13 protein-coding genes are annotated in these 11744 nt (G+C 56.4%); 6 read left to right on the top strand and 7 right to left on the bottom strand.

What is annotated here, in order from left to right; translation table 11 throughout:
• The first annotated feature begins 19 nt into the window (after positions 1 to 19).
• Positions 20 to 217 carry a hypothetical protein gene (locus CR155_RS13535; protein WP_199171758.1) on the top strand — a complete coding sequence of 66 codons (198 nt, stop codon included), beginning with the start codon at positions 20 to 22 and terminating at the stop codon, positions 215 to 217.
• On the opposite strand, the gene CR155_RS13530 is transcribed toward CR155_RS13535, so the two are convergent.
• A complete protein-coding gene (locus CR155_RS13530) occupies positions 184 to 1170 on the bottom strand; it encodes a zinc-dependent alcohol dehydrogenase family protein (RefSeq protein ID WP_102070570.1) in 987 nt (328 codons plus the stop codon). The genes CR155_RS13535 and CR155_RS13530 overlap by 34 nt on opposite strands.
• Positions 1171 to 1256: 86 nt before the next feature.
• Positions 1257 to 2531: an NAD(P)/FAD-dependent oxidoreductase gene (locus CR155_RS13525; protein ID WP_102070569.1), complete on the bottom strand. Its 1275-nt coding sequence runs from the start codon at positions 2529 to 2531 to the stop codon at positions 1257 to 1259.
• Here CR155_RS13525 and CR155_RS13520 point away from each other — a divergent pair.
• Positions 2530 to 2811: a hypothetical protein gene (locus tag CR155_RS13520; RefSeq protein ID WP_102070568.1), complete on the top strand. Its 282-nt coding sequence runs from the start codon at positions 2530 to 2532 to the stop codon at positions 2809 to 2811. The two genes, CR155_RS13525 and CR155_RS13520, sit on opposite strands and share 2 nt — an antisense overlap.
• A 23-nt stretch (positions 2812 to 2834) precedes the next feature.
• On the opposite strand, the gene CR155_RS13515 is transcribed toward CR155_RS13520, so the two are convergent.
• The gene (locus CR155_RS13515) at positions 2835 to 3275 is read right to left on the bottom strand and encodes a CHRD domain-containing protein (RefSeq protein ID WP_102070567.1); all 441 of its coding nucleotides are present in this window, start codon (positions 3273 to 3275) and stop codon (positions 2835 to 2837) included.
• Between the two features lie 138 nt (positions 3276 to 3413).
• Positions 3414 to 4085 carry a peptidoglycan DD-metalloendopeptidase family protein gene (locus CR155_RS13510; protein ID WP_233214298.1) on the bottom strand — a complete coding sequence of 224 codons (672 nt, stop codon included), beginning with the start codon at positions 4083 to 4085 and terminating at the stop codon, positions 3414 to 3416.
• 394 nt (positions 4086 to 4479) lie between these two features.
• On the opposite strand from CR155_RS13510, the gene CR155_RS13505 reads away from it, so the two are divergent.
• The 4 genes from CR155_RS13505 to CR155_RS13490 all read left to right on the top strand — a co-directional run bounded on the left by CR155_RS13505 (position 4480) and on the right by CR155_RS13490 (position 9115).
• Complete coding sequence (locus CR155_RS13505) at positions 4480 to 5454, top strand: Bug family tripartite tricarboxylate transporter substrate binding protein (protein WP_102070565.1); 975 nt, start codon at positions 4480 to 4482, stop codon at positions 5452 to 5454.
• A gap of 110 nt (positions 5455 to 5564) precedes the next feature.
• Positions 5565 to 6683 carry an acyl-CoA dehydrogenase family protein gene (locus CR155_RS13500; protein ID WP_102070564.1) on the top strand — a complete coding sequence of 373 codons (1119 nt, stop codon included), beginning with the start codon at positions 5565 to 5567 and terminating at the stop codon, positions 6681 to 6683.
• A gap of 1 nt (position 6684) precedes the next feature.
• Positions 6685 to 7854: an acyl-CoA dehydrogenase family protein gene (locus CR155_RS13495; RefSeq protein WP_102070563.1), complete on the top strand. Its 1170-nt coding sequence runs from the start codon at positions 6685 to 6687 to the stop codon at positions 7852 to 7854.
• 61 nt (positions 7855 to 7915) lie between these two features.
• Positions 7916 to 9115 carry a CaiB/BaiF CoA transferase family protein gene (locus CR155_RS13490; protein WP_233214273.1) on the top strand — a complete coding sequence of 400 codons (1200 nt, stop codon included), beginning with the start codon at positions 7916 to 7918 and terminating at the stop codon, positions 9113 to 9115.
• Between the two features lie 50 nt (positions 9116 to 9165).
• Here the strand turns inward: CR155_RS13490 and CR155_RS13485 are convergent, their stop codons facing one another.
• From CR155_RS13485 to CR155_RS13475, 3 genes are all read right to left on the bottom strand, one after another.
• A complete protein-coding gene (locus CR155_RS13485; protein ID WP_102070562.1) occupies positions 9166 to 10095 on the bottom strand; it encodes an electron transfer flavoprotein subunit alpha/FixB family protein in 930 nt (309 codons plus the stop codon).
• A complete protein-coding gene (locus tag CR155_RS13480) occupies positions 10096 to 10845 on the bottom strand; it encodes an electron transfer flavoprotein subunit beta/FixA family protein (RefSeq protein ID WP_102070561.1) in 750 nt (249 codons plus the stop codon).
• A gap of 86 nt (positions 10846 to 10931) precedes the next feature.
• The gene (locus CR155_RS13475; protein ID WP_102070560.1) at positions 10932 to 11729 is read right to left on the bottom strand and encodes an enoyl-CoA hydratase-related protein; all 798 of its coding nucleotides are present in this window, start codon (positions 11727 to 11729) and stop codon (positions 10932 to 10934) included.
• Positions 11730 to 11744: the final 15 nt, after the last annotated feature.

Below are 11744 nucleotides of genomic sequence, written 5' to 3'. Positions count from 1 at the left end.
CCGATATGCGGAGCGGATCATGCAGGGTAACTACGAAGGCGGCATGCCGCTGGAAGCCGCCCGTAAAGATTCCGTACTTGCGCTGGAACTTGCTCAGTCGCTGCAAGTGCCTTTATTTGCCAACCAGGCAGCGCACACTGCATACGATATTGCATTGCGTTCGTGCAAAGTCGTACCCTCGGCTCATGTCGTCAACACGACCTTGCCGAACTGTTGATTCGATTCCAGGTATCTATGGGCCTCGACGACTTCATCCAGGCTGAATGTGCTGTCGATATGGGGCCGCAACGTGCCAGACGCTATGCCATCCGCAATGAATGCCTGGGCGCGTGCGAGGCATTCAGGATTCTGCGTCACTTCCGTATAAACGTAGCCGCGGAAAGTCAGGCTATTCTTCAAGGCAAGCTTCAACGGGAAGGGCGTGTCTTCAGCGCTTAGCGCACCATGGATGATAATGATTCCGCCTGGCGCCATGGCCTGCGCCAGGTCGACCACCTGGGGACCGCCGACCGCATCGAATGCACAGCTCAATCGGCCGCCGGTGTGCTCAAGCAGGCGCTGGTACAGCGGCTCTTCTTGCGTGGCGATGACGGCGTGCGCACCGGCTAGCATCAAGGCATCGCGCTTGTCGTTCGTCAGCGTCGTGGCAACGGGGAGGGCGCGGGCTTGGAGGGCGATCTGGATGGCGGCCAGGCCTACGCTGCTGGAGGCGGCTGAAATGGCGACCCAGTCACCGGCTGTCAAACGGCCTGCTTCGATAAGGCCGCCATAGGCCGTCAGATAAGCCATCCACAGACCTGCCGTCTGAACGTTGCTCAACCCTTTCGGCTGCAGCAACACGTGCGCTTGCGGGATGATGGCATGATCGGCATAAGTCCCATACTTGCTGATGTCGAAGCCGGGCAGGACAGCCACCGAGTCGCCCTCGCGAACGCCTGTGACGCCTGCACCGGTTGCGAGCACGGTGCCCGATGCTTCGAAACCCATCTGCGACGGAAACGTGGCCTTTTCCAGATAGCGTCCCGTGCGGAACATGACGTCAGCGCGATTCAAGCCAATGGCCTCTATTTTGATGAGTACCTCGCCTGGACCGGGCACAGGTATTTCGCGCTCTTCCAGGCGCAGCACATCAGGGCCGCCCAGGGAGTGAAAGCGAACGACACGCGACATCGGTGTTCTCCCGTCAGTTATCGGCTTGTCGAGGGTATTTTAGTTTGCGTATCATCTTAGTCGTGATTGCAGGTCTACTGTGCGGATCACGGCTTGGCATCCGAACCGAAACGCTCTATGGCATACGGTGACAAGTCGATATCGGTTGCTTTCCCAAGCATGGCCTGCGCCATAAGTTGCCCGCTGACCGCTGACATGGTCAGCCCAAGGTGGCCGTGGCCGAAGTTCAGCCAGAGTCCCTGGAAAGCTTGCGCTGGACCTAAGACCGGCAAGGAGTCCGGCAGGCAGGGACGATGCCCCATCCACGACTTTGCGGCTGCATTCTCGTTCATATCAGGAAAGATCTGCTTTCCGTAATGCTTCAAGAGGTCGACACGCCGTTGTGTGGCTGGCCGCTCCAATCCCCCGAACTCGACGGTGCCTGCAAGTCGAAGGCCGATTTCCATAGGGGAGGCAAAGATCTTGCGGTCGGCCGCAACCACGGGCCGGCGCAGGTCGATGCCGCTGTCGGCTATCGTCAGGTGATAGCCGCGCTGGGTTTCCAACGGAACCCGATAACCGAGTTGCTTCAACAGCCTTGCAGACCATGCGCCGGCGCTTACCACAACATGGTCAGCAGTATAGGTAGCTTGCTGGCAAACGACGCCACTGACACGATGACTTTCAAGTTGGAGCGTCACTGCCTCATCGCGCACAAACGTGACGCCCCGCGCAGCCAGCGCAGCGGCAATTGCCCGGGCTTGCCGCAAGGGATTGACGACCATGCATTGATCGGGCATGAAATAGCCGAATGTGTAGTGCGTGCCGACTTGAGGTTCCAATTCATGTATCTGATCCCGATCCAGCTCATGAACCGGTATGCCATGCTTGTGCCGCAGCGCCCAGCCGTTACTGTCTTTGGCAGCGGCAGCGGCATCGGGATAGACGTGAAGTTGGCCGGTGGCGTGGATCAGGCCGGTTTCGCCCAAGGACTGCATGACCTGTTGATGGTAGTCCAGGGCCGGAGCCAGCAACTGCTTGAGTGAAGACGAAATGGCGGCCACTTGGTCCGGCGAGGATGCCCGGATGAAACGCAGCAGCCAGGGTGCGGCGGCCAGCCAGTAGTGCGGGGGAACGGACAAAGGGCCGGATGGGTCCAGCAACATACGCGGCGCTTGCCGCACTATGCCCGGCATTCCAAGCGGTGCGACCGAACCCGTGCTAAGCGCCCCGGCATTTCCCGCGGAGCACCCCATGCCAGGCTCGTCGCGGTCGATGACCGTAACGCGCCATCCGGCTTGGTTCAGAAAGTAAGCGGTGTATAGGCCGACGATGCCCGCGCCGATAACGATGGCGTGTGGCGCGTGGAAGTTATCGGTCATGGCTCGTGTTGCTCCGTATGAATGGCGACTCCTACACTACATCGGGCTCTACACGGCGCTTGACCTGGTTGCCGATAAATGGTCGATCGCCCCGTACCCGGACAGGAAACTGGTCTCCATTGGCATTGCCGTGCCCAACAACGCCGGCAGAAGTTTGGCATTGGGTATTTCAGTTGACATCAACGACTATTCAACCGAGCGCATCGGGAAAGAAATTGTCCCGATGCTGCGCCGCGAACGCGAAGAAATTGAACGGCTCATGTTGCTGGGCGATATTTGACGCGTTCGCGCGGATGCTTCGCGTCAGGGTTTGATCTGGTCGCGCAGTTCGCCGCCCTTGTGCGCATCGCTGTGCACGTTGACGTATAGATTGCCGTCTTTATAAGACTTGTATTGCGCATCGTTCAGCTTGGCATTCGCCGGCACGGCCCACTCGCTGTCCCCTTTTTTTTCCAGCGGGATGATGACCGGACCGTTCTTGCCGGCGGGCGCTTCATGTATGTGGGCCATAGTGGCATTGATGCCTGACGTTGTTACGCTGCCGCTGACGCTTTTGTCGTCGCCTACCGTGATCGTACCGCTACCTTTGGCCGAGGTCGTCACAGCGGGAACTTCGTTGGCGCCGCTTAAAGTGAGCTGAGCGCCGGCTGCCATGGCGATGCCGCCTGCAGTCCAAACGCCCACGAACAGGCTGGCGGCAAGAACAGCCCGGCGCGATGTTATGAAAGATCCGTGGATACTCATGTGAACACTCCTTGATGTGAATGTTAAGGCTTGGTCGTATCGGTGGCCGACGAGTCGGCCAGATAGTTGTACTGCCTTTCTGGCGTCCGCGCCAGCCTGACAAAATACGTGTCGTACGACGTTGCGCTTATTAACTCATCAACGTGAAGACGATTTCGGCAGATACCGCAAGGCGTCGACGGCCTTACCGCCGTAGCGCAGTTCGAAATAAAGGTTAACGGCATTGCTGCCTGAGCTTCCCACGGTGGCAATCGTTTCGCCTTGCCTGACCTGTGCGCCCTCTTTAACCAATAAGGTCTGGTTATGGGCATAAACGCTTAAAAAGTCAGCGTCGTGGTTCACGATCAGCATATTGCCGTAACCGCGCAGGCCGTTACCTGCATACATTACTTTACCGGCCGCCGCCGCCTTGACGGGCGATCCTGCCACCGCGGCAATATAGACACCCTGGGTATTGGGAGCCAATGTTCCCCGGGTTGATGATCCTTCTGCCGGCCAGACGAGGTCGATGGACCGTGGCGCGGCAATAGACGGACCTTTTGTCGAGGCTGCCGGTGCAGGCGTCGCAGTCGCTGTCGCGCCACCTTTTACATTTAAAACCTGCCCAACCCGGATGCTGTTGCTGTCTTTCAGGTTGTTTGAACGCATAAGCGAATCAACGGTCTGCCCATGTTGGCGCGCAATCTGCGTAAGGGTGTCCCCCTTCACGACGCGATATTGGCCCTGTCCGACGGGTTTAGTCGTCCCGCAAGAGGCCAATAACGCCGCCAGAACAAGGACTGCGAATGATCGGCCGTACGGTCGGATCAGGGATGCGAAGCTGAAAGGGCGTCTGATAGGACGGAACCGGGTAGAAAATGTCAGTAGATACATTGCCAGGAAAATAATGAATGCGCATTGCGCTCCAATAACATACTACACGAGCTTCACCCGATAACGTGGACCTCCTCCAGTTCATCACTGTGTCATTGGCGTTTGGCCCCCAGAGCGGCCTTCCTGAGAAACATGAGCCCGTACCTCGTGCGCGTGCTTGACACTCGTCCTGAAACTCTCTAAAGTTCAAGAACGTTGAGTGATACCAGTTTCGTTAAATGAAACTTACGGCCGGTTGAATTGCCGAGGCTCATATTGCCGATCGCTTGCAGGCGTAAGGTTTGATCAGAAATGGCAGTAGAGGAAAAAATCATTATTCTCGGAGACTTAAGTGAGATTATTAAAAAATACCATCATATGTTCGTTGATAGCCGTTGGGTCGGCGCTAACGGCTGGCACTACATGGGCAAGTAGTTATCCAAGCAAACCGGTCAAGCTTGTCATTCCATTTTCCGCTGGTGGGCCAACCGACATTCTGGGTAGACAAATCGCCGAGGAGCTAAGGATAAAGTGGGGCCAGCCGGTGGTCGTAGAAAACAAACCCGGCGCTAACGCTATCATCGGCTCGCAGCAAGTGGCGCAGGCGAGCGCGGACGGCTACACCTTGGTTCTGGCTACACAAACTTCGCATGCCGCTAACGCCAGCATGTATACGAATCTGTCTTATGATCCCGTTAAAGATTTCGAACCGGTAAGCCTCATTGCAACGACCCCTCTGGTGTTGCTTGTCAATCCCGCATTGCCAGTAAATTCCGTCAAAGAGCTGGTCGAGTACGCGAAAAAAAATCCGGGGAAAATCAATTACGCCGGGGGCAGCAGTTCGGCCCAGGCAGGTGGAGCGTTGTTGGGCATATTGGCCGACGTCGACATGATGCATGTTTCGTATAAAAGTAATGCTCCCGCGTTCTCCGACTTACTTGGCGGACACGTAAACATGATGTTCAACGTATGGAATGCGGCAGCAAGCTACGTTGAGTCGGGCAAGCTTAAAGCGCTGGCGGTTACGAGTCCCAACCGTAGCAAAGCTGCGCCCGACGTGCCCACCATGATGGAAGCAGGTGTACCCGATTACGAGCTGGTGCCTTGGTTCGCCATATTTGCGCCCGCCAATACCCCCAAAGACGTCGTAGCAAAGGTGTCGGGCGACATCGCCGGGGTGCTGGAAGTGCCGCGCATCAAGGAACTGCTGAAAGCTCAGACCCTCGAGCCTGTTGGCAGCACACCTGAAGAGCTCAAAGCGTTTCAAGCCAAAGAAATTGATAAATGGGCGAAGATTGTTGAGCGCGCAAATATGAAGATCCAATAATGCTGTTCGAAAAGGCGGTCCGGTGTATGCACGTTGCTTACACCGGACCGGCCGACCGTCGTCCACTGACGTGAATTACCAATACAAAAACGACTAGGCAATCGCAGAAAATGGAATTAATTGATGAAGACACGCTAAGAATGCTTCAAGACTCGGCGTCTGACTTTACCAGTGGATGTGCCTCGCAAGTTCGAAAGTCTCGTGAACTGGAGTTCAGATACGATAAGGCCGTTTGGAAACGAATCGCCGATCAAGGCTGGATCTCCGCCGTTATACCAGCGGACAAAGGCGGCTTGGGTATGGGCAACGCCTCTGTAAATGTTATTGCCGCCCACATAGGCGCGGCTGCATTGCCGGAACCGTACGTCATGGCCGGCATACTGCCCGCGACTTTACTGTCCGCGTGTGAAACAGACATTGATCTTGGAAGCAAGCTGTCGGCTATCGCTTCGGGCCAGCTCGTCTGTGCCTTGGCATGGCAAAACGTAGCAGGTAGCCTCGATCCGAACGAAACACCGTTGACGGCCACGTTCGACGCGGAAGGCACCGTGCTTAATGGCAGTGCGCATTACGTTATGGCCTGTGGACTGGATGCGGTCATTGCGGTTGCCTCGGGTCCTGATGGTCTAGGCATATATTGGGTTCCCACCACATCGGACAATCTCGCCGTGGAACTTAGCACCAGAGCAGATCGGGGTTACGACGCCACGATTTCTTTCAAGGCGGTACGGGTTCCCCGGCAGAACCGGCTAGCCTGCGGTCATTCTGTAGAGCGCGCAGTGAATGGCGCAATCAATGCGGGCCTTGCTGCAGTGTCTTCGGAACTTAATGGTGCTTCCGCGAAAATGGTCGAAATGACCCTGGACTACCTTCGGACCCGTCAGCAGTTTGGCAAGCCGATTGGGAGCTTCCAGGCCTTGAAGCATCGTGCTGTTGATTTATGGATGCATACGGAAATTTCTAAAGAGGCAACCCGCAAGGCGGCAAATGAGCTGGATAACACCCGCCTGTCGCCGAGTCATCACTCCGCGGTTGCAAGCGGCGCAAAGGCCAGGGCCTCTGACACAGCGTTGCTGGTGGGCAAGCAGGCGATTCAGATGCACGGGGCCATCGGTATAACAGATGAATACGATCTGAGCCTATATTTCAATCGGGCTATCGTGCTTTCGGCGTATCTGGGTAACAGCGCCTTGCACCGGGCACGCTATGCAACTTATAGGAAGGGTTGAGATGAACTTTGGCGTCAAGCAGGAGCTCGACTGGAATACGCTGTCTGACGACGATTTTCGTCAACGTGTACGTGTATTTCTTGAAGAAAACTATCCCGAAGATTTCAGGCATGTGCAAAGAAGGCTGCGTTGGACTGAAAATGGAGGTTGGTTCCGGCAAGTGGCGAAAAAGGGGTGGTTAGCCCCTAATTGGCCGCTCGAATTTGGTGGCCTGGGTCTCGCGCCGGCCAAGCAACTGATTTTCCTGGACGAACACGAACGAATTGGAGTAGGCCGTTACGCCGACCATGGCATACACATGGTCGGCCCTGTGCTGATCAAGTGGGGCACGCCGGAACAACAGGAAAAATACCTTCCCAGAATTCTCGATTGTGAGCACCGATGGTGCCAAGGCTACTCCGAGCCCAACGCGGGCTCTGATCTGGCCAGCCTTCGAACATCCGCCGTAGTCGACGGTGATAGTTACGTAATCAATGGCCACAAAATCTGGACATCGATGGCACAAGACTGTACGCATATCTACGTGCTGGCCAAAACCGATCCGAGCGTAAAAAAGCAGGTGGGAATCAGCTTTTTTCTTGTCAATCTTGATCAACCGGGTATTACGGTTCGCCCGATCAAGAACCTTGCCGGAGAGGAAGAATTCTGCGAGGTGTTCTTCGATAATGTGCGTACGCACAGCTCGAATCTGGTGGGTGGACTGAACAATGGCTGGACAGTCGCCAAATCCTTGCTAGGGTTCGAGCGGATTTTTATCGGCAGCCCGAAGCTTCCTGAAAACGCCTTGCAGCAATTGACCCGTTTGGCTGAAAAGCAGGGGCTGGCCAACAATCCGGTTTTTCAGGACAAATATATACAGCTTCAGCTCGATGTCGAGCATCTTTCGGCCATTTATCAGAAGTATGCACAAATCGCTACGTCGGGCGGCGCCCTCGGTTCGGATGTGTCGATGTTGAAGATCTGGGCAACGGAAACCTATCAACGCATTGCAGATCTGTTGCTCGAAACAGCCGGGCCGACCGCAGCCTTGCTGCCCGGAGACGATATAGGGGAGAGTGCTGGCAATGTCTTGAGTGCCTATTACAACGCCCGATTGCCCACGATATACAGTGGTACCAACGAAATACAACGAGACATTATTGCAAAGCAGGTTTTGAATCTGCCCGCCTGATCAGACATCTGCTGGGCTGCGATCAAACGGTTCTGACTATTTGCATTTTGAAAGGCGCGTAGTGAATAATTCTATAAAACCGCTATCCGGTATCCGGGTGCTGGACTTGAGCCGCGTTCTCGCGGGCCCTTGGGCGGGACAAATCCTGGCTGACCTCGGAGCTGATGTCATAAAAGTAGAGCGCCCGGGCAGTGGTGACGACACCCGCGCATGGGGACCTCCGTTCCTTAAAAGCCGCGACGGCGAACCCATGGGTGCCGGCTACTTTATGGCGGCAAATCGGGGCAAGCGCTCTATCGAGCTGGATCTCAGTACCGCTGAAGGGCAGGCGATTGTCAAAGAGCTCGCGATGGATTCCGATGTTCTGCTCGAGAACTACAAGACCGGTACCCTGGCGCGTTATGGGTTGGCCTGGAATGATCTTTCTGCGATCAACCCCAGGCTTGTTTATTGTTCTATAACGGGCTTTGGCCAAAGCGGACCCAGGGCCGCCGATCCTGCTTACGATTTCATCATTCAGGCGATGGGCGGGCTAATGAGCATCACTGGCGTGCCCGATGGTGAACCGGGTGCGGGCCCTCAAAAAGTGGGAATTCCCATTGTCGATCTCATGACCGGCGTTTACAGCGCGTGTGCAGTTCTGGCGGCATTGATCGGGCGCGCGGTGACGGGGCACGGAACCTATATCGATATGGCAATGCTTGATGTGCAGGTGAGCGTGTTGTCGAATCAGGCCATGAACTACCTGTTGTCGAATAAGGCGCCGGTCAGAACCGGTAACGCCCACCCGAATATCCAACCCCAGAAGGTCTATTCCTGCGGAGACGGCAACATTATTCTGGTGGTTGGCAATGACAAACAATACGTTGATCTTTGTACCGCATTGGGCAGGCCCGAACTCGCAAGCGATGAGCGCTTCGTCAATAACGCTGTGCGGGTGGCAAATCAACCCCGTTTGCACGCCATTCTGGATGAAATATTCGCCTCACAGGACCGTAGTTTCTGGTTAGAAAAGCTGGCGAGAGCGGGTGTGCCAGCCGGCCCCATCAATACCATTCCCGAAGTGTTCACAGAACCACAGGTCCAGCACCGGGATATGCTTCGTTATTTTGAAACACCGACGGTCGAGTCAATTCCGCAAGTAATGAGTCCGTTTCATTTTGGGGGTGAACGCTTGAGCGCCGATACACCGCCCCCATTTCTTGGGCAGCATACCGACGAAATTCTGGAAGAACTGGCCGCAAAAGAAAATCTTAAGTAGTGTGGTTCGGCCTTTGAATATCACCCAGGGATGATTCCCCGGGTGATTTTTTACAGGCTGGTCACGAGCTCCGGTACTGCCGTGAACAAGTCTGCCACCAGGCCATAGTCGGCCACGCCGAATATGGGCGCCTCGGCATCTTTGTTGATGGCGACGATGACCTTGGAGTCTTTCATGCCGGCCAGATGCTGGATGGCGCCCGAGATACCCACCGCCACATACAGCTGGGGCGCCACGATCTTGCCGGTCTGGCCGACTTGCCAATCGTTGGGCGCGTAGCCCGCGTCAACCGCGGCGCGCGATGCGCCTAGCGCCGCACCGAGCTTGTCGGCCAGCGGATCGAGAATCTTGAAATTCTCGGCGCTACCCAGGCCCCGGCCTCCGGACACCACCACTTTCGCGCCCGCCAGTTCGGGACGATCGCTGGCGGCCACTTCGCGGCCCACGAACGACGACAAGCCGGAATCGGCCACCACCGTTACGGACTCCACGGCTGCGCTTGCACCTTCAGCGGCCACGCCATCGAACGCCGTGGTACGCACGGTGATGACCTTGACGACATCGGCCGACTGCACGGTGGCGATGGCATTGCCCGCATAGATGGGACGCGTGAACGTATCAGCGGCTTCCACGGAGATAATGTCGGAAATCTGCGCAACATCGAGCTTGGCCGCGACGCGTGGCGCTACGTTCTTGCCCGCTGCGGTGGCCGGAAACAGGATATGGCTATACCCCCCGGCCATCGACAGGACCTGGGCCGCTACGTTTTCAGCCAGGCCATCGGCCAGTGCCGGGCCGTCGGCCAGCAACACTTTGCTTACGCCGGCCGCTTTCGCAGCCTGGTCGGCCACCGCTTGCGCACCGTTGCCGGCAACCAGTACATGTACGTCATCGCCCAGCTTCAACGCCGCGGCAATGGTGTTCAGGGTGGCACCCTTCAGGTGCGAGTTATCGTGTTCTGCAATTACTAGAATCGTCATTTAAACCACCTTCGCTTCATTCTTCAGTTTGTCCACCAGCGTGGCCACATCGGGCACCATGATCCCGGCCGAACGCGCAGGCGGCTCGGAAACTTTGAGGGTCTTCAGGCGCGGGGCAACGTCCACCCCAAGTTCTTCAGGCGTGATCACGTCGAGCGTCTTTTTCTTGGCCTTCATGATATTGGGCAGCGTGACATAGCGCGGCTCGTTCAGGCGCAAGTCGGTGGTGATGATGGCCGGCAGTTTGAGCGTCAGCGTTTCGAGGCCGCCGTCGACTTCACGCGTGACGGATACCGAATCGCCCGACACCTCGACTTTGCTGGCGAACGTGGCTTGCGGCCAGTCCAGCAAGGCGGCCAGCATCTGACCCGTTTGATTGGAGTCGTCGTCGATGGCTTGTTTGCCCAAGATGACCAATTGAGGCTGCTCTTTGTCGACCAGCGCCTTGAGCAGCTTGGCCACCGCCAGGGGCTGCAATTCGACATCGGTCTGGATCAGCGCTGCGCGGTCCGCGCCGATGGCCATGGCGGTACGCAACGTTTCTTGCGACTGGGCCACGCCGCAGGTGACGGCAATGACTTCGGTCGCGACCCCTTTTTCTTTAAGCCGCGTAGCCTCTTCGACGGCTATTTCGTCAAAAGGGTTCATCGACATTTTGACGTTCGCGATGTCCACGCCGCTTTGATCGGATTTAACGCGTACTTTGACGTTGTAATCAACCACACGCTTTACGGGAACAATGATTTTCATTGATGAAATTCCATATCGTCAATACTTCTGTTGTCTTCATATGGCGCGGCTCTACCTGTGCCGGGCCGCGTCTTGCTGGTGCCGTATTAAGCGCGGGAGGTACGATACTTGCGGTATTCGGGTTTGCGTTTTTCCAGGAATGCGGTGATGCCTTCCATGTTCTCGGGGTTGCCGTAAATAGAGGCAAGCAGCTCGGAATTGGGGAAGAAAGAGCTGTAGAACTCTTGGTCTGAACCGGCATTGAGCGCGAGCTTGGCAATACGAATGCTTTGCGGACTCTTGTCCAGGATTTCCTGACAAAGCGAATCAACGGCGCCATCCAGGTCTTCCGCTTTCACGACGTCGTTGATCAAGCCCATGTCCAGTGCCTGTTGCGCGGTGTAAAGGCGGCATGTATACAGGATTTCACGCGCCTTGCGCTCGCCCACATAGCGCGCAAGCAATTGGCATGCGCCCCAGATGGGAACGCTGCCTACTCGAGGGCCTGTCTGGCCAAATTTTGCGTCTTCGCTGGCAATGGTCATGTCGCAGAACAAATTGATCTCGTTACCACCGCCTACGCAGTAGCCGCGTACCTTGGCGATAACGGGCTTGTCCATCATGCGGATGACAGACGACAGTGCGAACAGGCGTCGCATATGTTTGCGACCGACTTCCGGTACCCGTGCCTGTTGATCGCGGATGTCGCCGCCCGAGCAGAATGCCTTGTCGCCCGCACCGGTGAGAACGACGACACCCACAGTGGGATCGTCCGCGGCGATGTGCATGGCGGCGGTAAGTTCCTCATAAGTGCGGGGGCGAATGGCATTGCGCACTTCGGGACGATTGATAGTTATGGTGGCGATTCCGTCCACCGCGGCGTAGAGAATATCTTCGTAGTTCATGCTTATCTCCAGAAT

Source organism: Pollutimonas nitritireducens (genome assembly GCF_002849615.1).
In the GTDB taxonomy this organism is placed as follows: domain Bacteria; phylum Pseudomonadota; class Gammaproteobacteria; order Burkholderiales; family Burkholderiaceae_B; genus Pollutimonas; species Pollutimonas nitritireducens.
Note: the sequence above shows the minus strand (reverse complement) of the source record. Positions and strands in the feature narration are given on the sequence as shown.

Coding starts and splice junctions, on each gene's coding strand:
- CR155_RS13535 (WP_199171758.1), top strand. CDS start 20: ATGCAGGGTAACTACGAAGGCGGCATGCCGCTGGAAGCCGCCCGTAAA.
- CR155_RS13530 (WP_102070570.1), bottom strand. CDS start 1,170: ATGTCGCGTGTCGTTCGCTTTCACTCCCTGGGCGGCCCTGATGTGCTG.
- CR155_RS13520 (WP_102070568.1), top strand. CDS start 2,530: ATGGCTCGTGTTGCTCCGTATGAATGGCGACTCCTACACTACATCGGG.
- CR155_RS13525 (WP_102070569.1), bottom strand. CDS start 2,531: ATGACCGATAACTTCCACGCGCCACACGCCATCGTTATCGGCGCGGGC.
- CR155_RS13515 (WP_102070567.1), bottom strand. CDS start 3,275: ATGAGTATCCACGGATCTTTCATAACATCGCGCCGGGCTGTTCTTGCC.
- CR155_RS13500 (WP_102070564.1), top strand. CDS start 5,565: ATGGAATTAATTGATGAAGACACGCTAAGAATGCTTCAAGACTCGGCG.
- CR155_RS13495 (WP_102070563.1), top strand. CDS start 6,685: ATGAACTTTGGCGTCAAGCAGGAGCTCGACTGGAATACGCTGTCTGAC.
- CR155_RS13485 (WP_102070562.1), bottom strand. CDS start 10,095: ATGACGATTCTAGTAATTGCAGAACACGATAACTCGCACCTGAAGGGT.
- CR155_RS13480 (WP_102070561.1), bottom strand. CDS start 10,845: ATGAAAATCATTGTTCCCGTAAAGCGTGTGGTTGATTACAACGTCAAA.
- CR155_RS13475 (WP_102070560.1), bottom strand. CDS start 11,729: ATGAACTACGAAGATATTCTCTACGCCGCGGTGGACGGAATCGCCACC.